The sequence below is a fragment of the Janthinobacterium sp. AD80 genome (assembly GCF_002878455.1).
Lineage (GTDB): Bacteria > Pseudomonadota > Gammaproteobacteria > Burkholderiales > Burkholderiaceae_D > Janthinobacterium.
Window position 1 is genome coordinate 1 of sequence record NZ_NRDQ01000024.1, and the last position, 22,090, is coordinate 22,090.

General features: G+C 64.3%; 18 protein-coding genes. 10 read left to right on the forward strand and 8 right to left on the reverse strand.

Annotated features, from left to right (window positions below; translation table 11 throughout):
• Nucleotides 1-124: 124 nt before the first annotated feature.
• Nucleotides 125-637 (forward strand): phosphoribosylanthranilate isomerase, encoded by a 513-nt coding sequence (locus JaAD80_RS06220; RefSeq protein ID WP_219726785.1) that lies wholly within the window; start codon nucleotides 125-127, stop codon nucleotides 635-637.
• Here JaAD80_RS06220 and JaAD80_RS06225 read toward each other — a convergent pair.
• The 7 genes from JaAD80_RS06225 to JaAD80_RS06255 all read right to left on the reverse strand — a co-directional run bounded on the left by JaAD80_RS06225 (nucleotide 634) and on the right by JaAD80_RS06255 (nucleotide 9,769).
• On the reverse strand, nucleotides 634-1,539 hold the full coding sequence (locus tag JaAD80_RS06225; protein WP_102293383.1) for a LysR family transcriptional regulator: 906 nt from the start codon (nucleotides 1,537-1,539) through the stop codon (nucleotides 634-636). The two genes, JaAD80_RS06220 and JaAD80_RS06225, sit on opposite strands and share 4 nt — an antisense overlap.
• Nucleotides 1,540-1,824: 285 nt before the next feature.
• Nucleotides 1,825-2,379, reverse strand: coding sequence for a 4'-phosphopantetheinyl transferase superfamily protein (locus JaAD80_RS06230; RefSeq protein WP_102293403.1), 555 nt, complete (start codon nucleotides 2,377-2,379; stop codon nucleotides 1,825-1,827).
• Between the two features lie 9 nt (nucleotides 2,380-2,388).
• Nucleotides 2,389-6,444, reverse strand: a complete 4,056-nt coding sequence (locus JaAD80_RS06235) for a Pls/PosA family non-ribosomal peptide synthetase (protein ID WP_102293384.1) — start codon at nucleotides 6,442-6,444, stop codon at nucleotides 2,389-2,391.
• A 147-nt stretch (nucleotides 6,445-6,591) separates the two neighbouring features.
• Nucleotides 6,592-7,299: an anaerobic ribonucleoside-triphosphate reductase activating protein gene (locus JaAD80_RS06240; protein ID WP_102293385.1), complete on the reverse strand. Its 708-nt coding sequence runs from the start codon at nucleotides 7,297-7,299 to the stop codon at nucleotides 6,592-6,594.
• The gene (gene nrdD / locus JaAD80_RS06245) at nucleotides 7,289-7,489 is read right to left on the reverse strand and encodes an anaerobic ribonucleoside-triphosphate reductase (protein WP_102293386.1); all 201 of its coding nucleotides are present in this window, start codon (nucleotides 7,487-7,489) and stop codon (nucleotides 7,289-7,291) included. Before nrdD ends, JaAD80_RS06240 begins: the two co-directional genes overlap by 11 nt.
• Nucleotides 7,486-9,234 (reverse strand): ribonucleoside triphosphate reductase, encoded by a 1,749-nt coding sequence (locus JaAD80_RS06250; protein ID WP_102293387.1) that lies wholly within the window; start codon nucleotides 9,232-9,234, stop codon nucleotides 7,486-7,488. Before JaAD80_RS06250 ends, nrdD begins: the two co-directional genes overlap by 4 nt.
• A 118-nt stretch (nucleotides 9,235-9,352) precedes the next feature.
• On the reverse strand, nucleotides 9,353-9,769 hold the full coding sequence (locus JaAD80_RS06255; RefSeq protein WP_102293388.1) for a hypothetical protein: 417 nt from the start codon (nucleotides 9,767-9,769) through the stop codon (nucleotides 9,353-9,355).
• Between the two features lie 163 nt (nucleotides 9,770-9,932).
• Here JaAD80_RS06255 and JaAD80_RS06260 point away from each other — a divergent pair, with 163 nt between their 5' ends.
• The 3 genes from JaAD80_RS06260 to JaAD80_RS06270 all read left to right on the forward strand — a co-directional run bounded on the left by JaAD80_RS06260 (nucleotide 9,933) and on the right by JaAD80_RS06270 (nucleotide 12,566).
• On the forward strand, nucleotides 9,933-10,967 hold the full coding sequence (locus tag JaAD80_RS06260; RefSeq protein ID WP_102293404.1) for a peptidase U32 family protein: 1,035 nt from the start codon (nucleotides 9,933-9,935) through the stop codon (nucleotides 10,965-10,967).
• A 140-nt stretch (nucleotides 10,968-11,107) separates the two neighbouring features.
• The gene (locus JaAD80_RS06265; RefSeq protein ID WP_374755230.1) at nucleotides 11,108-11,881 is read left to right on the forward strand and encodes a U32 family peptidase; all 774 of its coding nucleotides are present in this window, start codon (nucleotides 11,108-11,110) and stop codon (nucleotides 11,879-11,881) included.
• A gap of 145 nt (nucleotides 11,882-12,026) precedes the next feature.
• Nucleotides 12,027-12,566: an SCP2 domain-containing protein gene (locus JaAD80_RS06270; protein WP_102293389.1), complete on the forward strand. Its 540-nt coding sequence runs from the start codon at nucleotides 12,027-12,029 to the stop codon at nucleotides 12,564-12,566.
• Nucleotides 12,567-12,679: 113 nt separating this feature from the next.
• Here JaAD80_RS06270 and JaAD80_RS06275 read toward each other — a convergent pair whose 3' ends face one another.
• Nucleotides 12,680-12,943, reverse strand: a complete 264-nt coding sequence (locus JaAD80_RS06275; RefSeq protein WP_146012274.1) for a heavy-metal-associated domain-containing protein — start codon at nucleotides 12,941-12,943, stop codon at nucleotides 12,680-12,682.
• A gap of 236 nt (nucleotides 12,944-13,179) precedes the next feature.
• Here JaAD80_RS06275 and JaAD80_RS06280 point away from each other — a divergent pair, with 236 nt between their 5' ends.
• The 6 genes from JaAD80_RS06280 to JaAD80_RS06305 all read left to right on the forward strand — a co-directional run bounded on the left by JaAD80_RS06280 (nucleotide 13,180) and on the right by JaAD80_RS06305 (nucleotide 22,050).
• Nucleotides 13,180-14,067: an ABC transporter substrate-binding protein gene (locus JaAD80_RS06280; protein ID WP_180979326.1), complete on the forward strand. Its 888-nt coding sequence runs from the start codon at nucleotides 13,180-13,182 to the stop codon at nucleotides 14,065-14,067.
• A 261-nt stretch (nucleotides 14,068-14,328) separates the two neighbouring features.
• Nucleotides 14,329-16,011, forward strand: a complete 1,683-nt coding sequence (aspT, locus tag JaAD80_RS06285; protein ID WP_102293392.1) for an aspartate-alanine antiporter — start codon at nucleotides 14,329-14,331, stop codon at nucleotides 16,009-16,011.
• Nucleotides 16,012-16,087: 76 nt separating this feature from the next.
• On the forward strand, nucleotides 16,088-17,776 hold the full coding sequence (gene aspT, locus JaAD80_RS06290) for an aspartate-alanine antiporter (RefSeq protein WP_102293393.1): 1,689 nt from the start codon (nucleotides 16,088-16,090) through the stop codon (nucleotides 17,774-17,776).
• Between the two features lie 73 nt (nucleotides 17,777-17,849).
• A complete protein-coding gene (locus JaAD80_RS06295) occupies nucleotides 17,850-19,463 on the forward strand; it encodes a bifunctional aspartate transaminase/aspartate 4-decarboxylase (protein WP_102293394.1) in 1,614 nt (537 codons plus the stop codon).
• Between the two features lie 177 nt (nucleotides 19,464-19,640).
• The gene (locus JaAD80_RS06300; protein WP_102293395.1) at nucleotides 19,641-21,068 is read left to right on the forward strand and encodes a TolC family protein; all 1,428 of its coding nucleotides are present in this window, start codon (nucleotides 19,641-19,643) and stop codon (nucleotides 21,066-21,068) included.
• Between the two features lie 7 nt (nucleotides 21,069-21,075).
• Nucleotides 21,076-22,050 carry an HlyD family secretion protein gene (locus JaAD80_RS06305; protein WP_102293396.1) on the forward strand — a complete coding sequence of 325 codons (975 nt, stop codon included), beginning with the start codon at nucleotides 21,076-21,078 and terminating at the stop codon, nucleotides 22,048-22,050.
• Nucleotides 22,051-22,090: the final 40 nt, after the last annotated feature.

Consider the following 22,090-nt stretch of genomic DNA (forward strand, 5'->3'; position numbering starts at 1 on the left):
CATGCGCTGCACCAGCAGGGCGACGTGTTTGCCCATGAACTGTATCAGGACACCGGCTATGGCTATGCCGACATGGACGACGRTGAMGCGCATCGCGCASAWCGCCGCCTGGACCCCGCCGCCCGTGGCCACGTTTTTGCTGACATCCGAGACGACGGCGCAAGCCATCGCGCAGCAGGTGCGCGTCACGCAGCCATCGACCGTGCAGATCGTCGGCCATGTCGATCCTGGCGAAGTGGCGGAACTGGCCCGCTTGCTGCCGCAGGTGCGGCGCGTGCAGGTGATCCACGTGGAAGGACCCGAGGCGCTGGACCTGATTCCCGCCTACGCGCCCCACGTGCATGCCTTTTTGCTCGATTCGGGCCGCCCCGGCGCTGCCATCCCGGAACTGGGCGGCACGGGGCGCACGCATGACTGGTCCGTCAGCGCGCGTTTCGTGCGTGCCAGCCCGCGTCCCGTTTTTCTGGCCGGCGGCCTCGATGCGGCCAATGTGATGGAAGCGCTGCGGCTGGTGCGCCCCTATGGCATCGACCTGTGCTCGCGCGTGCGCACGGACGGCAAGCTCGATGTGATGAAGCTGGCCTTGCTGATGGCGGCCGTGCGCGATGCGGATGCGGTGCTGTATGCGGAAGGCTAAGCGGCCGGCAATGTCGCCATCTCGCGCACGAACGCCTCGGTAAACGCGGCCACCATGCCGCTGGCCGCGCGCGGCGAGATGAGGCCGACGACGGAGTGCGACTCCTCGTCGGGCAGGGCGATAAAACACACGCCGGGCGGCGCCACCAGGCGCATGCTGTCCGGGACGATGGCGATGCCCATGTTCGCTTCGATCAGGTTCAGCTGCGAGGTCTTGCGTGACAGGGCGCGGGCCGCCTTGGGGAAGAAGCCCTGCGCCAGGCACAGGCCCGCCACCAGGTAGCTGAGGCCGCCCCGGTCCTTGTGCGGGATCGAGACGAAGGCCTCATTGCGCAGGGCGGCTATGCTCGTGCGCTCCAGCGCGGCCAGCGGCGACATCGCTGACACGGCCACCACCAGCTTTTCCGCAAACAGTTCGCGCACGACGATATTGGCGTGCTTGCGCAGGGTGGGCAGGCGCACGAGGCCAAGGTCGGCGCGGCCTTCCTCGATATCGGCCGCCTGGTTTTCCGATGATCCCTTGGAGATATCCAGCGAAACGCCTGGGAATTGCGCCAGCAGGCGGTTCAGGACGGCACCGATGGCGGGCGTGAGGGTGACGGAACTCGAATGCAGCAGGCGGATGATGCCTTGCGCGCCCTGTCCCACGTGGCGCGTCTGGCGCACGGTTTCCTCGATGTCTTCCAGGATGCGTCTGGCCCGTTCATAGAAGACCTGGCCGGCCGGCGTCAGTTCGATATGGCGCGCGTCGCGCGTGAGCAGCAGCGCCTGCACTTCGCCCTCCAGCTCCTTGATCTGCCGGCTCAGGGCCGACTGCGCGATGTACAATTTCTCCGCCGCGCGCGAATAGCTGCCCGCATCGACAATCTCGACAAAGTACTTGAACTGTTTGAGAGAAATCAATCGTATGCCTTTTCGAGATCGGTGACTGCCTGATTTGATATTCGCCTTGTCCCCGCGTTCGCGCTACAGTGGCCTGGTCCGCTGTCATTGCAAAGGAAAGACCATGCTGGAATTGATCGGGGTGCTGGGAGTACTTATCAGTATTATCGTAAAACTGATTTTCGTCCAGATCGGCGGAGCTGATGACGGTAAAGAGGACTGATCGGAAATCAACCCAACGGCGAACAGGCCGGGGTCGGTTCCTTCGGAATCGGAATACGGTCCACAGGACCCTGCTCCCCCCCCTCATGGTTCGACCCTGGTCTTCGTTTTCGGGGTTGCCAGCATTGCGACAAATTCAACCTGCAAGGCGATCTGCTGTACCTTGCAATTCAATGTCACCCCATCCCACTCCGCCAACTGCTTGCCCGCGCACTTGAGTGCCGCCTCGCGCGCCGTCCACGCCTGCGCCAGGCGCAGCGGGCGTTGCGTATCGGGGCAGGCGGCCAGCTCCTGCGCCACCTGCGGCCCCAGGTAATCGCGCGCCAGATGAAACCAGTCGGCAATATCCTGCACGCGCATGACGTCGATGCCGACAGGACCGTGCAGGTGGACCGCAGCCAGCGAGATTCCCTCGTCATGGCTGAACGACAGGCCCGCAACGCCGCCGGGCAGCAGCAAACGGGGAGGGGTGCCCGGCGCAGACTCCACTGAAATCGCCTCGCTATCCAGTTTGAGCCACTGTGCCGCCGCCTCGCGCACGGCCTGGCGCAGCTGCGCGCGTGCTGCCATGCGGGATGGCGGCGGCACGATGCCGATCGCCAGCACGCCGTCGCGCGACCAGAGCACCGTAAAATCCATCAGCTGCAATCAGCTACGCAAAGGCGCAGCAGGGCAGCCCGCCCAGTTGCTGCCGGCGGGGATGTGCTCGCCCTTCATCACCAGGGTCAATGGCCCCAGGCGCGCATTGTCGCCCACCTTGGCGCTGTACAGCACGGAGCTGCGCGGGCCCATGTAGACGCGCTGGCCGATGTCCACGTGGTCGATCTTCATCACGCGGTCTTCGAACAGATGCGTCTGCGGGCAGGTGAGGGCATTCAATTCGCTGTAGTCGCCGATGTGCACGCAGTCAAATTCCGTGATGTCGGTGGTGTCCATGTAGACGCCGCGGCCGATCTTGCAGCCGAACAGGCGGAAGGCCAGCGGCAGCCATGGCGTGCCGCGCAGGTAGCGCATGAAGTTGGGTACGGCGATGCCTTCGTACAGATTGGTGACGCCTTCGGAGACCCAGACAAACGGCGTCCACATGGGCGCCGCATGCTTGCGGTAGCGTCCCAGCAGCAGCCACTTGAACAGCACGACCACCAAAAAATTGCCGATGCCGTAGGCCAGGCCGGCGATCGCCAGGTCGCCCACCACTTCGCCCCAGCGCCCGGCCCCCGCGATCGGCATCACGTCCAGCACGAGGGTGTAGCCGACGGCGATCACCACGGCGTGCGGCGCGACGATGCGGAAGGCTTCGATCAGGCTGCGGCCCAGGCGGCGCAGGATGGACGGCTTGAAGGTCAGGTGTTCGGCAAAACCGCTGACCTGTTCGCGCGCCGGCAAATGCATGGGCGGAGAACCGAGCCAGGTATCGCCGCTGTGCATCTGCGCATTGCGCGGCGCATGCGTGTGCACGCCGATCAGCACGTGCTCGGGCAGCACGGTGCCGTCGGGGATATAGCTGCCATTGCCGACAAAGCTGCGGTGCGAAATGACGGTGGGACGCATGGTCATCCAGCCGCCGTCGATCTGCTCGTCGCCCAGCATGACAGCGTCGGCGATGAAGGTGTCGTCGCCCAGGGTCAGCATGTCGGGCACTACGCCCAGCGCCGTGGAAATCTCCGCGCCCTTGCCGACCTTGGCGCCCAGCAGGCGGTACCAGTATGGCGCGTACACGGTGGCGTAAATGCCGTGCAGGACGTTCAGGCTCGATTCCTGGATATGGCTGACCAGCCACTTGGCACAATAGATATTGCTGTGCACGGGCGAGCTGCCCGGCTTCAATCGGGGCAGCGCGCCCCAGCGGATGGCGGCCGACAGCAGGGCCGTGAGCACGATCAGCACGGCGCTGGCGGGGAAGGCCAGCAGGAAGTAGCGCGCCAGCTGCGTCGTCACGTCGCGGCCCTGCAGCCACGGCATCATTTCGCGTTCGTCGAACCAGTCGATCAGCACGAAGCTGGGGAAGACGGGCATGAAGAACAGCACGGCAATCAAGACCATGCCGAAGCAGAAGAACACGGTTTCGCCCGTCAGGCGCAGGCGCGAGACGGCGGGGCGCGGCGGCTGGCTGGCAGGGTCGAACGCGCCGATGTCGCGCGCGGGAGAACCCGTGTAGATCCTGCCTGCCGGTACCGTGGCGCCGTCGGCCAGCGCCGATTGGCCTTCCAGGTGGCCGAAGGCGCCCATGCTGGTATTGCCTTCCATGATCGCGTAAGAGCTGATGCAGCAGTCGTTGGCGATGCGGATCTGGCCCAGCAGCAAACGACCCCGCTCCACCCTGGCGTTTTCAAAGTTGACGGCATTGCCCACGCTGACGTTGTCGCCGATGGACAGCAGGTCGGGCGCGCGCAGGGTCATCGAGCCGATGACGACTTCCTTGCCCACTTTCGCGCCCAGCGCGCGCAGCCACCAGCTGTTGAGCGACGAGCCGCTGAGCAGGTAGGCGGGCGCCGATTCGACCAGGCGATCGGCCAGCCACCAGCGGTAATACGTGACGCCCCACAGCGGATAGCTGCCCGGCTTCAAGCGCCCGGCGATCAGCCACTTGCCGGCAATCGCAATGATAAATTCGGCCAGGGTCGCGAGTAAAAACACGCCGATCGAGGCGGCGATGGCGCGCGGCACCGTGTCGCCCGTGTCGCCCGTGAAGAAGTGGTAGGTGAAGAAGGGCGCCATCCACTGCGCCATGCGCAGGGTCACGAGACCCGGCACTGCCGCCGCCTGGGCCGCGCCGCACAGCCAGCGTTTCACCGTGGATGGCGGCGTCCACTCCGCTTCCGGCGTGGCCAGCGCCGGCGCTTCGTTCAATACGGCGGCGATCTTGCCGATCTGCCGGTTCTGGTAAATGTCGCGCACCGTCATGTGGGCGTAGGCGGGGTCGGCGCGCAGGGCGGACGCCAGGCGCGCGGCCAGGAAGGAGTGGCCACCGAGGTCGCTGAAGAAGTCCAGCTGGCGCAGGATCGCCTGGCCGGGAAACAGCTTGGCCAGCGCCGCGAACAGGGCCGCTTCGGCCGGCGTTTCAGGCATGTCCGACTCTCCCGTTTCGCCAACCGGCGGTGCGGACAGCGGCATGGCCTTCAGCGCTTTTCTGTCGATCTTGCCCGAGGTCAGGCGCGGCATTAGCGGCAGCAGTTCAAAACGGCCCGGCACCATGTACGGCGGCAGGTGCAGGTTCAAGGCCGCGCGCAGGGTTTTCGCCGCCAGCGCGTCGGCCGGCGCCTCGTCGCTGCCGACGATATACGCCACCAGCTGGTCGATGCCGTCATCCTTGCGCAGCAAGACGGCCACCGTGCCGACGCCTGCCTGCTGCGCCAGCACGGCTTCGATCTCGCCCAGTTCCACGCGGAAGCCGCGTATTTTCACCTGGTCGTCGGCGCGGCCCAGGCACAGTACCTGGCCATCGGCATCAATGCGCGCCAGGTCGCCCGTACGGTACAGGCGCGCATCATCGGGTCCCGTGCTCCAGGGATTGGGCAGGAATTTTTCCACGGTCAGGTCGGGGCGGCCCAGGTAGCCCTCGGCCAAGCCGGGGCCGATGATGCACAGCTCACCCGTCTCGCCGCGCGCCAGAAGGACGAGAGGACGGTTTTCTCCCGGCTCGGCCACCTGCAGCACTAGCAAGCCGTAGTTGGGCAGCGGCGTGCCGATGGTGACCGGTTCGCCGGGGCGCAGGCGCGCCAGGCTGCACGAGACTGTGGCTTCCGTGGGGCCATAGGTATTGAACATGGCGCGGCCCGGGCGCGACCAGCGCTCGACCAGGGACTCGGGGCACATCTCGCCGCCCAGGTTGATCAGGCGCAGTTCTGGCACGTCCTCGGCGAACAGGGCCAGCAGGGTCGGCACGGCATGCAGCACCGTGACGTGATTGGCGGCCAGCGCGCGCGGCAGCGCTTCCGGGTCGCCCGAGATGTCCTTGGGGCCCAGCCACAGGGTGGCGCCCACCAGGTAGGCGATCCAGATTTCCTCGAACGACATGTCGAAGGCGACGGAAAAGCCCTGGTAGACGGTGTCGGACTGCGCCACTTCCAGCACGGCGTTTTCGCTGCGCAGGAAGTGGCAGATGCTGCGCTGATTGATCAGGATGCCCTTGGGCTTGCCCGTGGAGCCGGACGTGTAGATGACGTAGGCCGGGTGCTCGGGCAGAACTTTGCCGCGCGCGGGCAGATGTTCGCCCGGCGCGGCCGGCGCCAGCAGGCTTTCCGCCGTCCATACGGGACGGCCCAGTCCCGCGTCGGCCAGGCGCGGCGCAAATTGCGCGCAGCTGACGACACCGGCTCCGTTGGCGTCATCAAGGCACACTTGCAGGCGCTCGACTGGCGTGTCTTCATCGACGGGCAGCCAGGCGGCGCCCGCCTTGGCAATCGCCGCCTGCATCAGCAGCAGATGGGCGCCGCGCGGCAGCCACAGTCCGACGATGTCGCCCGGTTTCACGCCGGCCGCCACCAGGCGCGCCGCCGCGAGGCCCGCCTGTGCATCGATTTCGGCATAGCTGATGCGGCGCGCGCCATCGATCAGGGCAGTCTGTTCCGGGCAGCGGCGGGCCGTCGCTTCCAGCAGGTCGGCCAGCACTTCCTCGCGCAGCAGATCCGGTCGCGGCGGGCCGTACAGGATATCGGCGTGGGTGGAGGGAGTGCCTGGGGTGGCTGCGGTGAAATCGTTCATGGATGACGCTATCTGTAATGCTGAATGAGGGAGCAAGTGTGCCGCGCGCGGTGCGCGGCACACTTGCTACATTACAGCACGCCAGACTTTTCAGCGTTGCAGAACGGGGAATTTTGCGGTGCTTTCCACAATTATGTGGCGGCAGGCTCAGTTGCCAACATTACGGAATGTAAAACGCGGAAACATGGCGCCGATATGCGCCAATGTCTGCGCCGCAGGATAGCCGTGCAGGGGGCGGCCGGTGAGTGCCGTATCGAGGCAGCCTTCGGCGCGGAACTGCTGCAGCACGTAGTTGTTGACGCCTTTCGCGGCCAGGGTGCTGGCCAGGGCCAGCAGCTGTTCGTCCGGCAGCAGATCCGGATGCACGGTGGTGCGGCATTCGTGGGCCACGCCGCTGGCAACGATCGCTTCCAGGCAGGCGCGCGCCGGGTCGCCGCTGCCGGCCACGCGGGTGACATGACGATAGTCGGCAAACGGCGCCTTGATGTCGAAGCCGACCCAGTCGACCAGCGGCAGCACTTCCTGCAGGCGCTGCGGATAGATGCAGGCCGTGTGCAGGCCGATGCCGAACCCCAGCGCCCTGGCGTCGTGCATGGCGCGCTCCAGCGCCGGGTCCATGCACGCTTCGCCGCCGCTGAAGACCACCGCATCGACCAGGCCCACGCGGCGGCGCAGCCAGGTCAAGACGTCCTGCCAGGGCATCACGCCTTCCGGCGTGCGCGCCTGTAAATGGGGGTTGTGGCAATAGCCGCAACGCCAGGGGCAGCCCTGCACGAAGACCACGGCCGCCAGCTTGCCCGGATAGTCGCTGGCGGAAAAGGGCGTCAGGCCGCCCACTTTCAGTTCAAGCGCCATGGCAGGCGGGCCCGCCAACCTTGGCGCTCGCTTCCGTAAAATACTGGCGCTCGTGGAATTCCCCCTGCTTGCCGATGTTGAACGAGGCGACGGGGCGGTGGTAGCCCATCACGCGTGTCCAGATTTCGCAGCGCTGGCGTTCGGAGTCGAGCAGGGTGATGGCGGGAGTGAAGTCGGGACGTGCGTTCATGGCGTTTCCTCAAGTGATGGGACAGGGTGGGCCTGCTTGCGGGCGATCAGCTCCGCGTCGCAGGTGGGGCAGAATTCATGTTTGCCGGCCAGGTAGCCGTGGCGCGGGCAGATGGAAAAAGTAGGCGTGACGGTGATGTAGGGCAGCGAGAAGCGGCTCAGCGCGCGTTTCACCAGTTCGCGGCAGGCGTTGGCGTCCGACAGTGCTTCCGTCATGTACAGGTGCAGCACGGTGCCGCCCGTGTATTTGCGCTGCAGGGCATCCTGCAATTCCAGGGCCTCGAACGGATCGTCCGTGTGGCCGACGGGCAGCTGCGAGGAATTCGTGTAATACGGATTGTCGCTGGTGCCCGCCTGCAGGATGGCGGGATAGCGTTTGCGGTCTTCGCGCGCGAAGCGGTAGGTGGTTCCCTCGGCCGGTGTCGCTTCCAGGTTGTACATGTGGCCCGTCTCTTCCTGGAATTGCACCATGCGCTCACGCACGTGGTCAAGCAGGCGCACGGCCAGCGCGTGGCCTTCCGGACTCGTGATGTCGTAAGCGTCGGCGCTGAAATTGCGGATCATTTCGTTGATGCCGTTCACGCCCAGGGTGGAAAAGTGATTGCGCAGGGTGCCCAGGTAGCGTTTCGTGTACGGGAACAGGCCTTGCTGCATCAGCTCCTCGATGGTGCGGCGCTTGATTTCCAGGCTGGTCTTGCCCAGTTCCAGCAGACGGTCCAGGTCCGCCAGCAAGGCTGCTTCGTCACCGCGCCACAAATGGCCCAGGCGCGCGCAGTTGATGGTCACCACGCCCAGGGAACCCGTCTGCTCGGCGGAACCGAACAGGCCATTGCCGCGTTTCAGCAGTTCGCGCAAGTCCAGCTGCAAGCGGCAGCACATGGAGCGGATCATGTTCGGCTTGAGTTCCGAATTGATGAAGTTCTGGAAGTAAGGCAGGCCGTAGCGGGCCGTCATTTCGAACAGGCGCTGCGCGTTGTCGCTATGCCAGTCGAAATCCTCGGTGATGTTGTAGGTGGGGATGGGGAAAGTGAAGACCCGGCCCTTGGCGTCGCCCGCCATCATGATCTCGATGTAGGCGCGGTTGATCATGTCCATTTCCGCCTGCAGCTCGCCATAGCTGAAGTTCATTTCCTGGCCGGCGATGACGGGAATCTGCTCGCGCAGGTCGTCCGGGCAGACCCAGTCGAACGTCAGGTTGGTGAACGGCGTCTGCGTACCCCAGCGCGACGGCACGTTGAGGTTGAAGATCAGCTCCTGCATGTATTGGCGCACGTCTTCGTAGCGCAGGCCGTCCTTGCGGATGAACGGCGCCATATAGGTGTCGAAGGAGCTGAACGCCTGCGCGCCGGCCCACTCGTTTTGCAGGGTGCCGAGAAAATTGACGATCTGGCCAATGGCGCTCGACATGTGCTTCGGCGGGCCGGACTCGATCTTGCCCGGCACGCCGTTCAAGCCTTCATGCAGCAGGGTGCGCAGCGACCAGCCGGCGCAATAGCCGGCCAGCATGTCGAGGTCGTGGATGTGCAGGGCTGCCTCGCGGTGCGCGGCGCCCACGTCGGGCGGATATACCTGGTCCAGCCAGTAGTTGGCGATCACCTTGCCCGACACATTGAGTATCAGGCCGCCCAGCGAATAACCCTGGTTGGCGTTGGCGTTGACACGCCAGTCGCGCCGTTCCAGGTATTCATTGATGGACGCGGCGACATCGACCTGGCCGCGTGATGGAAGAACTGCATTCGTCGTCATGAAACCTCCAATAAACACAACATGCGGTGTTTTTATGGAGATTAATCACTAAATATAGTGGCGTCAAAGGGCGCGTGCGATTGCCTGGCGAATCCTTGACCCAGGTGAAAAAAACGCCTCAGCGGTTTTTTTTCACGCCCGCCTGGCGCAGGATCAGCCACGTGGCGCCGCACCAGGCGCTGCCGCAGATGGCGATGCTGATGATGGAGGCGGGCAGCACGTGCGTCCAGATTTCCAGCGCCGAGTAGGTGCTCCAGCTGGCCACGCGCGCGTCGAAGGTGACGTAATTGGCCAGCAGCCAGTAGACGGCCAGCAGGCCGGTACAGATGGCTGCCTGGCGTGCCACGGGCATGGCGCGGCGGGCGAAGACGACTTGCAGGAACAGCAGCAGCATGCCGGCCCAGGCGCCCAGCGCCTCTGGCGAGAGGATGTTCAGCGCCTCGGCGTCATAACCGTCGGCGGGCGAGGCCCACTGGATTTGCAGTACGGTGAGAAACAGGGTCAGCAGGAAAATGAGCAGCGGTTTGCGGGGCATGGCGGTCGTGGGAACAGGGTCGAGGTGGGCATTTTACAGCCAGGTCAAGCAAGTTGAACACGCGCCAGTCATGCATGCATTCCTTCACCTGCGTCAAGGACTGCGCGGCCAGCGCGGGGCTATAGTCTGCACCCTGAGCCGACACAGGAATGTGAATATCATGATGCTTGAATCAACCACCGCCACCCGCGTGGCCGGACCGCTGGAACTGGTCTGTCCCGCCGGCAGCCTGCCTGCCCTGAAAGCGGCCGTCGACAATGGCGCCGACACCGTTTACCTGGGCTTTCGCGACGCTACCAATGCGCGCAATTTCGCCGGCCTCAATTTCGATGAAAAGGCCATCGCCGAGGGCGTGCGCTACGCCCACCAGTATGGCCGCAAGGTGCTGCTGGCGCTGAACACCTATCCGCAGCCGCACAACTGGGCCGTGTGGCGCAGCGCCATCGACCGCGCCGCACAGGCAGGCATCGACGCCATGATCGTCGCCGACCCGGGCCTGATGGCCTACGCCAGCGAACACCATCCGCAACTGCGCCTGCATTTGTCCGTGCAGGGCTCGGCCACGAACTACGAAGCCATCAATTTTTACCATGAACACTTCGGCATCGCCCGCGCCGTGCTGCCGCGCGTGCTGTCCATGGCACAGGTCGAGCAGCTGATCAGCAAGACGCAAGTCGAGATCGAGGTCTTCGGCTTCGGCAGCCTGTGCGTGATGGTCGAGGGGCGCTGCGCGCTGTCGTCGTATGCGACGGGCGAGGCGCCGAACACGCACGGCGTGTGCTCGCCGGCGAAAGCCGTGCGCTGGCTGGAAACGCCGCAAGGCCTGGAGTCGCGCCTGAACGGCGTGCTGATCGACCGCTACGCGCCGGGTGAAAACGCCAGCTATCCCACCCTGTGCAAGGGGCGTTTCGAAGTCAACGACGAAGAGTATTACGCCATCGAGGAACCGGCCAGCCTGAATACCCTGGCGCTGCTGCCGCAGCTGATCGCCATGGGCGTGCGCGCCGTGAAGATCGAAGGACGCCAGCGCAGCCCCGCCTACGTGGCGCAGGTGACGCGCGTGTGGCGCGAAGCAATCGACGCCTGCCGCGAAGGCAATGGGCGCTACGCCGTCAGGCCGGGCTGGATGGCGGCCATGGACAAGCTGGCCGAAGGACAGCAGCACACATTGGGCGCCTACCATCGCTCCTGGAAATAGCAAAACCTGCGGCTCGTCGCGAGGCGCGCCTGCGATGCTCACCGCCTCGGCGGCGCCGTGCCATGCCACGGCCGCGCTTCTCGACCACGCCGCGAGCCGTTCGCAACGGCTTTGCAGCTTAAAAAAATACTGGAAAAGGCATGCTGAAACTATCTTTGGGCCCCTTGCTGTACTACTGGCCGCGCGGGACTGTCTTCGAGTTTTACCAGCAGATGGCCACGTCGGCCGTCGATATCGTCTACCTGGGTGAAACCGTGTGCTCGCGACGGCACGAACTGCGCCTGGGCGACTGGCTCGATATCGCCGACATGCTGACGGCCAGCGGCAAGGAAGTGGTGCTGTCGACGCAGGCGCTGATCGAGGCGGGCGCCGAACTGGCGACCCTGCGCCGCATCACGGCCAATGGCCGCTATTGCGTCGAGGCGAACGACATGGGCGCCGTGCATTGCATGGAAAAGGGCGCGCCCTTCGTCGCCGGTCCGCATTTGAACCTGTTCAATGGCCCCAGCCTGCAACTGATGGCGCGCCTGGGTGCGCGGCGCTGGGTGATGCCGCTGGAAATGGGCCAGGCGGCGCTGGCCGAAATGCAGCGCCAGAAACCGGAGGGGCTGGAGACGGAAGTCTTTGCCTACGGCCGCATGCCGCTAGCGTTTTCCGCGCGCTGCTTCACGGCGCGCAATCGCAATCTGCCGAAGGACGATTGCGGCTACAGCTGCCTGGAAGAGCCGGACGGCTTGCTGCTGCGCACGCGCGATGAAGTGCCGTTCCTGGTACTCAATGGCACGCAGACGCAGTCTGCGCTGGTCTACAACCTGGTGCGCGAACTCGACGCCATGCGCGACATGGGCTTGGCCGTGGCGCGCATCAGTCCGCAGGCGATGGACAACGAACGGAAAAATCATCGCCATCTTTGACCGCGCGCGCGCGGCCAGGTCAGCGGCATCGGCGCCCAGGCGCAGCTGGCCGCCTGCCAGCCGGCCGGCGCCTGCGATGGCTATTGGTATGGCCAGCCCGGCATGGAACAGCACACCGCCCATTGAGCGTATCGAAAGGATGACTATGCAAGACCAACTGGAAAGACTGCCGGTCCCGGTGCCGGTTTCCGCCACCCACGGATCGAGCAAGGCGGGGCCGTCGTACCGCCTGCCCGAACCGCTGGCCGATCTGCTGTCCAAGCTGCCGCCGTATCCCGCGTCCTGGCTGTTCGTGCAGGGATTGAACCGGCTGCTGGCGCCGCAGCTGCCCGACGACGTGCGGCGCAGCCTGGAAGGGCGCAGCCTGCGCTTGCGCCTGCTCGACGCGGGCATCGCCTTCGATTTCGAGTGGCAGGGCACGGTCTTCGTGGCCGAGCGTTATGTGGACGTGCCGGAGCTGTGCATTGCCGCCAGCGTGCATGATCTGATGCTGCTGGCGCGGCGCCAGGAAGACCCGGACACCCTGTTCTTCAGCCGGCGCCTGAGCCTGGAAGGCGACACGGAACTGGGCCTGCTGTTCAAGAACACGCTCGACGCCATCGAGCTGCCGCCGTTCGACCTGCATGCGCTGGGACCGCGCCGCGTGCTGGCCCACTTGCGCGACCGCGGCGCGCGCGGCGGCTAGCAGGCAAAGGCAGAAAAAGACGGAAAGGCGGCAGGTGCTGCCAGGGAGCGTATTGGCTTGCGGGAGGCCGCTGAGGGTCAGCTTAGGGCGGCTTGGTGACAGCTGATGACAGCCTAGTGGCGGCAGTGGCCGCAGGCGCCGCTGCACGCGGACAGCTGTTCCTCATCCGTCGCTTCGCCCATGAAGCCGGCGTCATTGACGGCGGCCAGCAGGCGTTCCTGCGTGGCCAGGCGTTCGTCGAACTGCACCGTGGCGCCATGGCGCGCCAGCGAAACGCAGACGGTTTCCACGCCGTTGACCGCTTCGAGGGCGCCCGTCAGCCGGTCGGCGCAGCCTTCGTGATCCATGCCGATGATATTCAAGCGTGCTGTTTGCATGTGTTCCTCTTGTTTTTCAGATAAAAAAACAGCGTAGGCGAGGCGCGTGCATGCCGTCCAGCGCAGCACGCACAATTTTTTTTGTATTTGTGCTTTTATTGATCTGGATTAATTCTGCTGCAGCGCAGGACTGCCGTTATTGCTATCGTTTTATACATAGTTTCCATATTCCAGTCGACAAGCGTGCGCTGCTGGGCGATACTGTCTTTCTGATAATAAATGCCGGAAGGAGAGTGATGCAGCGCCGTTCCCTGCTGACGCTCGCCTGTCTGTGGCCGCTGCATTGCGCGCAGGGCGCGGCTGCCACCGCTGCCAAGCCGCCCCGGCTGCTGCGCTATCCGCGCCACCAGGCATTCGACGACCCGCAGCAGGCATATGTCACGGCCGTGCTGCAACTGGCCTTGGCGCGTTCTGGCCAGGACTATGCGCTGCGCAGTTCCACGCTGCGCATGGTGCAGGCGCGCGCCATCCATGAAATTGCCAGGGACACGGGCACGGGCACGGTGGACATTGTCTGGGCCGCCACCAGCCGCGCGCGCGAACTGCAGCTGCTGCCCGTGCGCATACCGATCGACCGGGGCCTGATCGGCTGGCGCCTGGCGCTGCTGCATGCACGCCAGCCGCAACTGCTGCGCCAGGCGCGCAAGGTGGCTGACCTGGCGCCGCTGACAGCGGGGCAGATGCGCGACTGGCCCGACACGGCCATCCTGCAGGCGAATGGCTTGCGCGTCGATACCTCGAGCACCTACGAAGGCCTGTTCCAGCAACTGGCCGCCGGGCGCATCGATTACTTTCCCCGCTCCGTGATCGAGGCGCAAAGCGAGCTGGCCAGCCATGCGCGACTGCCGCTCGCGCTCGATCCCCACCTGGTCATCCGCTACCCGGCCGCCCTGTACTTTTTTGTCGGCCGGCACCGGCCCGCACTGGCCCGCCACATCGCAGCGGGGCTGGAAAAAATGCTCGCCGACGGCAGTTTCAGGCAGCTGTTCCAGCGCCATTTCGGCAGCCTGGCGCAGCAGCTGCACTTGTCCCGGCGCCATGTGCTGGACTTGTCCAACCAGGACTTGCCAGAGGAAACGCCCGTGGCGCGCAAGGGCTTGTGGTACGACCCAAAAAATTACTAATAGTATTGTTGAGCAATGTCAAATAGCTCACTCAATCGTGCGCAGCATGTTTGATGAATATCAAGATGAGTTCAACAGAACACCTGTTGACAGGTATATATTTATCGCCGAATATGATTCCACGTAACAACTTTTCCCCAGCGTGAGCCTCCTTGACAGGCCTTGCGCGGGATGCCATACGCCCGTTCCGCCGGCACGCTGCCGCCAGCCCGCGAACGTCCTGTTTCAGTAACCATCCGTCATCTTTTCGAAGGTCTGTCCATGCTCGATTCGATTGCGTCGGTATTGCACCAGGTGCCGGAACTGGCCTTGTTTCTGGCGCTGGCGCTGGGCTATGCGGTGGGGCAGATCCGCTTCGGCCCGATCCAGCTGGGCGGCGTATGCGGCACCCTGATCGCCGCACTGCTGATCGGGCAAGTGGGCATCAGTCTCGACGCCAGCGTGAAGAATGTGTTCTTCATGCTCTTCATCTTTGCCCTCGGCTATGCGGGCGGGCCGCAGTTCTTCGCCAACCTGAATGCCAAGGGCTTGCGCATGGGCATACTGTGCCTGATCGAAGTGGTGGTGGTGCTGGCGCTGGTCTTGCTGGCCACGCGCATCATGGGACTGGACCAGGGCACGGCGGCCGGCATGATGGCGGGCGCGGCCACGGAATCGGCCGTCGTCGGCACGGCCACTGATGCCATTTCCAAGCTGGCCCTGCCGCTGGAACGCATCGCCGAATTGCAGGCCAACGTCGTCACCGCGTATTCGATCACGTATATCTTTGGCCTGATCACCATCGTCATCCTCACCAGCCAGATCTTCCCGCTGCTGCTGCGCGTCAATTTGCGCGAGGAAGCGGACAAGCTGTGGGCGGGAATGGGTGGCGCGCAGGCCGGTGCCGACGACTTGCAGGCAACGCCGGAAATGGTCGGGCGCGCCTATCGCATCAGCCGTGGCGCGGGCCGCCGCCTCGATTCCCTGCAGCATATCTTCGCGGGCCGCGCCAGCATCACCCGCGTGCGCCGGCACGGCAAGGTGCTGCCTCTGGAGCCCGACCTGCGCCTGCGCGCCAACGATGAGGTGCTGGTGATCGGCCACCGTCCCGCGCTGGTGGCGGCCGAGTCCATCCTCGGCGAGGAATTTGCCGACACGACTGGCTTGAACATGGCCGTCTCCGCCGTCGAAGTGGTGCTGCAGCAAGCCGCGCTGGTGGGCCAGCCCTTGCGCCAGCTGGCCTTGCCCGCCGGCGTGCATGTGGCGGCCGTCATCCGTGGCGAGCACAGCATGCCGCCGCTGCCGGACCTGGCCATGCAGCGCGACGACGTGCTGCGCCTGTACGGCACGACGGAAGGGCGCGAACTGAATACGGCGCTGGCCGCCATCGGCAAGCGCGTGCCCACGGGCGACCGCAGCAATATCGTCTACGCCAGCATCGGCATCGTGCTGGGCGTGTATATCGGCGGCTTCAGTGCCAAGCTGGGCGGCATTCCCTTTTCGCTGGGCACGGGCGGCGGCGCCTTGCTGACGGGCCTGGTGTTCGGCTGGTATCAGGCGAGAAAACCTGGCATGCCGGGCATCCACTCCAGCGCGCTGGACATGATGAAAGACATCGGCCTGGCCACCTTCATTGCCTGCGTGGGCCTGGCGTCGGGACCGCAGGCGATCGACCTGATCCGCCAGTACGGCTTGTCCTTGCCCCTGATGGGCGTGCTGATCGCCGCCATTCCCGCCTCGATTTCCCTGTGCGTGGGGCACTTTTTCCTGAAGCTGGAAGCGCCCGTGCTGCTGGGCGCCATCGCCGGCCAGCAGTGCAGCACGCCGGCCCTGTCCGCCGTGCAGAACGCGGCCGGCAATTCCACGCCCTTGCTGGGCTACACCATCACATATGCCATCTCGAACGTCGTGCTGCCCCTGCTGGGGCCGCTCATCGTGGCCCTGGCCGGGTCCGTACACGCCTGACGGTTGCGCCTGAAGCGGGTGCCGGCCAGGCAAGCAGTAGCGGTAAAGAATTCCTTCAAAACGAAAGGCGGTCAGCATGGAATGGTTGCACGAGTTATTCAAGAAGTCGCCTGAAATTGCCTTGTTCCTCTCCCTGGCAGTGGGCTATTACATCGGCAAGATCAAGTTCGGCTCGTTCCAGCTGGGCGGCGTCGCCGGTTCACTCCTGGTGGCGGTGCTCGTCAGCCAGGTGGGCGTTGCCATCGATCCCGGTGTCAAATCGGTGCTGTTCGCACTGTTCATTTACGCGGTCGGCTATGAAAGCGGACCGCAGTTCTTCAATTCCCTGGGCCGCCAGTCGGTGCGCGAAATCATCCTGGCCGTGGTGCTGGCCGTGACGGCGCTGTTGACGGTGGTCATCATGGCCAAGATTTTCGACCTCGACAAGGGCCTGGCGGCCGGCGTGGCGGCGGGCGGCTTGACGCAGTCGGCCATCATCGGCACGGCGGGCGACGCCATCGCCAAGCTGGGGCTGGCGGCGGACGAAGTGGCGCGCTTGCAGGGCAACGTGGCCGTCGGCTATGCCGTCACCTATGTGTTCGGCTCGTTTGGCGCCATCATTGTCTGCGTCAACATCTTGCCCAAGCTGATGGGCCGCACCATCCGCGAAGACGCGATCAAGGCGGAAACGGCGCTGCAGGCGGGCGTGCAAGTGCTGGGACCTGGCCAGACGCCAGCCGCGCCTGACCTCATCGGCCGCATCTATGAAGTGGGTCCGGGCGCCGGGCGTTCCGTGGCGGAGATCGAAAGCGCCAATCCGAACACGGCCATTACCATCGAGCGCGTGAAGCGCAACAGCCAGATCATCGACGTCAGCCCCGACCTGGTGCTGGCGGCCGACGACATCGTGCTGCTGGTGGGCCGCCGCGAAGCCATGCTCAGCGTATCTTCCCAGCTGGGCAAGGAATTGCATGCCGTCGAAGGCATGGAACTGGTGATGCAGCGCCGCGACATGGTGTTGACCAACAAGACTTATCACAACAAGACGGTGGGCGAGATCCGCAACGCCACGGCGCCGGGCGTGCGTCACGGCATCTTTGTCGTGCAGCTGAGCCGCATGGGCAAGATCCTGCCCATGCAATCGGAAACCGTGGTGCAGACGGGCGACGTGGTGACCATCTATGGCGCCGAGCAGGACGTCAAGCGCGTGGCGGCCGAAGTGGGTTACATGATCGTGCCGAGCGCCAAGACGGACTTCGTCTACATGGGCGCCGGCCTGGTCGTCGGCCTGCTGGTGGGCTTGCTGGTGGCGCGCATCGGCTCGATTCCGCTGACCCTGGGCAGCGGCGGCGGCGTGCTGCTGTCGGGCCTGGTGTTCGGCTGGTTCCGCGCCAAGCGCCAGACCTTTGGCTACATGCCCAGCGGCGCCGTGCAGATCCTCAAGGATCTGGGCCTGGCCGGCTTCGTCGCCGTCGTCGGCCTGACTTCCGGCCTGCAAGCGGTGGAAACCGTGCGCCAGCATGGCCTGACCCTGTTTGGCGTCGGTGTTGTCGTGACGATTTTGCCGATGATTTTGACCATGCTGATCGGCCGCTATGTCTTGCGCTATGACAACGTCGCCGTGTTTGCGGGCGCTTTGTCCGGCTCGCGCAGCGCCAATCCCGCGTTTGGCGAAGTGCTGAACGCGGCGCAGAACTCCATCCCCACCGTGCCATTTGCCATTACGTATGCACTGGCCAACGTCTTCCTGACCTTGCTTGGCCCGCTCGTCGTGGCCTTTGTATAGCCAGCAAGTGTTTGCACTACCCGAGCCGCCTGGTCGGGGCTTTCTCACTGTACGTTGATAAGGAGTAGCAGAAATGGATTTCAGTAACCCAGATAAACTCGCCCTGTTGAGCCCATTCGAACTCAAGGATGCGCTGATCCAGACAGCCAAGCAGAGCAACCGCCTGATGCTGAACGCGGGCCGCGGCAATCCCAATTTCCTGGCGACCACGCCCCGCCATGGCTTCTTCCAGTTCGGCCAGTTCGCCATGACGGAAGCGGAACGTTCCTACGTGTACATGGAAGGCGTGGGCGGCTTCCCCACGCGCGACGGCATCGAAGCGCGCTTTGAAATTTTTGTCCGCAAGCATGAGGGCACGCCGGGCGTGCATTTCATCGAAGCGGCCGTGTCGTATGTACGCGACCAGCTGGGCCTGAGCGCTGGCGACTTCATCTACGAGATGTGCGAAGCCATCCTGGCCTGCAACTATCCTGTGCCGGACCGCATGCTGCGCCTGTCCGAGAAAATTGTCGGCCAATATATCCACCGTGAAATGATCGGCGAACACCCGTTCGTCGGCAACTTCGACATGTACGCGGTCGAGGGGGGCACGGCGGCCATGACCTATCTGTTCGCCAGCCTGAAATCGAACCACATCATCCAGGAGGGCGACACCATCGCCCTGGGCATGCCGATCTTCACGCCCTACATCGAAATTCCCCAGCTGAACGACTACAAGCTCAATACCGTGCACATCGATGCGCCGCAGTCGAACAACTGGCAGTTCACCAAGAAGGAACTGGACAAGCTGCTCGACCCGAAAGTAAAAGCCTTCTTCCTCGTCAACCCGAGCAATCCGCCGTCCGTGAAGATCGACGACGAGACCCTGGAATACATTGCCAAGATCATCAAGAAGCGCCCGGACCTGATCATTTTGACGGATGACGTGTACGGTACCTTCGCCGACAATTTCGTCTCGCTGTTCGCCATTTGCCCGTACAACACCATCCTCGTGTATTCGTTCTCGAAATATTTCGGCGCGACGGGCTGGCGCATGGGCGTGGTGGCCACGCATGAAAACAATATCCTGGACGAAAAGATCGCCAAGCTGCCGGAAACCGTCAAGAAGCAGCTCGACGCGCGCTACCACTCGATTACCACCGAGCCGCGCAAGCTGAAATTCATCGACCGCCTGGTGGCCGACAGCCGCACGGTGGCGCTGAACCACACGGCCGGCCTGTCCACGCCCGTGCAGGCGCAGATGACCCTGTTCTCGCTATTCTCGCTGATGGACGAGGAGCAAAAGTACAAGCAGGCGATGAAGCATATCGTGCTGCGTCGCAAGCAGGCGCTGTACCGCGAACTGGGCTTGCCGATGGTGCACGACGCCAACTCCGTGCGCTACTACCATTTGCTGGACATGGAATCGCTGGCTGCGCAAATGCATGGCGAGGAATTCTCGCAATGGCTGCTGAAAAAGCTGAAACCGAACGAAGCGCTGTTCCGCCTGGCCGAGGAAACGGGCGTGATCCTGCTGCCGGGCCGCGGCTTCGGCACTTCGCACCCGTCGGGCCGCGTCTCGCTGGCCAACCTGAACGAATACGACTACGCGAATATCGGCCGCGCCATCCGTGGCATGGCGTCCGAGTTCTTCGCCGTGTTCGAGAAGGAAAAGGCAGGCAAGGCGGGCAAGAAGGGCAAAAAATAAGCGGGTACCTGCTTAAATGACCGTCACGGGCGCTCCGCAAGAGGCGCCCGTTTTTGCGTGGAAGCCACACAATCCTCCGGTGCAGGCTGGAATGGACTTCCTTGCCTATAATTGCTATTGTGAAAGTATAAACATGGCAATCCCGTGCTTTCCCCTCATTCATTGACTGGACGCTACATGGGCAGATTGCAAGCAAAATTAGTAGTACTGGCGGCCGCGCTGGGCATGGCATTTCCCGCCCTGGCCCAGTCGCCGGCCGGCGCGCCCCTGAGCTTTAACGACGCGCTGCAGCAAGCCGCCTCCGCTTCGGGTGCCGTGCAGGGCGCCGCGCTCGACGTGCGCGCCAAGACATTAAAGGCGGAAGCCTTGTCGAATATCGACGGTCCCTCTGTGGACTTGACGGCGTTTCGCGGCCGGCTGTCGACGGATTTGAATATCGATACGAGCGGCCTGGCCGGCGTGGTGGGCGGCATCGAATCCGTGCTGCCATCGATTCCCGGCTTGCCCAAGCCACAGATTCCCAATTCCCTCAGCCGTGAAGTGGTCACGGACCTGACCTCGTTCGGCTTGCTGGGCATGTGGCCCATCTACACGGGGGGGCGCCTGGATGCCGTCAAGGGGCTGGCCTCCAGCCTGACCCTGGCCGCGCAGGCGGAGCGCATCGAGGCGGAAGAGCAACTGGCCACCCTGGTGGCGCAGCGTTACTTCCAGCTGCTGCTGGCCAAAAGAGTGGTGGCCGTACGCGCCGAAGTGACGGCTGGGGTAACGCAGCACCAGCGCGACGCCGCCAAACTGGAAAAGGGCGGCCTGATTTCACGCGCCGAGCGCCTGCGCGCCGACGTGGCCTTGGACGGCGCCCGCAGTGACGAGGCGCAGGCGCGCAGCGACGAGGAAATCGCCCAGGTGGCGCTCGACCGCCTGCTGGCCGCGAATGGGCAAGTGCGTCCCAGCACGCCGCTGTTCGTCAACAGCTTGCCGGTCGGCACCTTGCAATCGTTCATCAGCACGGGCATGCGTGAAAACGCGAACTGGAAAAAGATCGACAGCAAGCGCGTGCAGGCCGACCAGGCCTTGAAGCTGCACGGCAAGGAATACACGCCCACCGTGTTTGCCGTCGGTAACTACAACCTGAACCGCGGCAGCGAAAAGCTCGTGCGCTCGAACTGGGCCATCGGCCTGGTCGTGGCCGTGCCGCTGGTGCACCGCATCAACACGGGCAAGATGATCGCCGCCGCCAAGCTGGACCAGGAACGGGTGGAAGTGGTGGCGCGCCAGGCCGAGCGCGACATTCCCACCCTGATCGAAAAGAACTGGCGCGCGCTGGAAAACGCGCGCATCCAGTACCTTTCCACGGCCTCGTCGGTGGAACTGGCGCGCGAAAATATCCGCTTGCAAACGGTGGCCTTCCAGCAAGGGCAGGTGACGTCGCTGGAAGTGGTCGATGCGCGCCTGAACCTGGCCAAGATCGAGACCCAGCGCGCGCAGACGGCCTACAACTATGTGATGGGACTGGCGCAATTGCTGGAAGCGGCGGGCGAGACGCAACGCCTGGGCAGCCTGGCCGCCTCGGCCGATATCCAGTTACCACTCGACACGACTCAATGAGAATAATATGACCACATCCAAAAAACCATTGCTGCTCGCCGGCGCCGTCATTGTCCTGGCCTTCGTCGGCTGGGGCTTGTACCAGGCTTTCCAGCCGCAGCGCCTGCCATTGCAGGGACAGATGGATGCGCAGGAAGTCAACGTCTCGTCGAAAGTGCCGGGCCGGGTGGGCGAGCTGTACGTCAAGCTGGGGCAGAACGTGGCGAAGGGACAATTGCTGTTCCAGCTGACCAGCCCGGAAGTGCAGGCAAAGATCGCCCAGGCCACTGCCGCCACGCAGGCAGCCGATGCCGTGGCGAAGAAGGCGGAAGCGGGCGCGCGTCCGGAGGAAGTCGCAGCCGCCAAAGCCAACTGGGAGCGGGCGCAAACGGGCGCGGCCATCGCCAAAACGACGTACACCCGCGTCAACAATATGTACGAGCAAGGCGTGATCGCCCAGCAGAAACGCGACGAGGCGCAAGCGCAGTGGCGCGCCGCCGAGCAGCTGGCGCAAGCGGCCCGCGCGCAGTATGACATGGCGCAAAAAGGTGCGCGTCCGGAAGACAAGACGGCCGCCGCCGCCCAGGCGCGCCAGGTGGGCGCCGTGCTGACCGAAGCGGAAATCGCCCTGGCCGAAACGAAGATCGCCGCGCCCGTGGCAGGCCAGGTCAGCAAGATCCAGATCCAGCCTGGCGAACTGGCGCCGCAAGGTTTCCCCGTGATTACCCTGGTGAACCTCGATGACGCCTGGGCCGTGCTGCAAGTGCGCGAAGATGAAATGGCGGCGTTCAGCATGGGCAGCACGCATACGGCCAACGTGCCCGCACTGAAACAGCAGCTGAGCTTCAAGGTCAGTTCCGTGGCCGTGCTGCCCGACTTTGCCACCTGGCGCGCGGCGCGTCCGGGCGGCACGGACTTGCGCACGTTTGAAATCCGCTTGCGTCCCGCCATCAAGGTCGATGGCTTGCGCCCGGGCATGTCGGTCGTGTTTCCGCCGCTCTGATCGCCGATGAACGACGCGGATAAAGGGCAGGGTTCGGGGC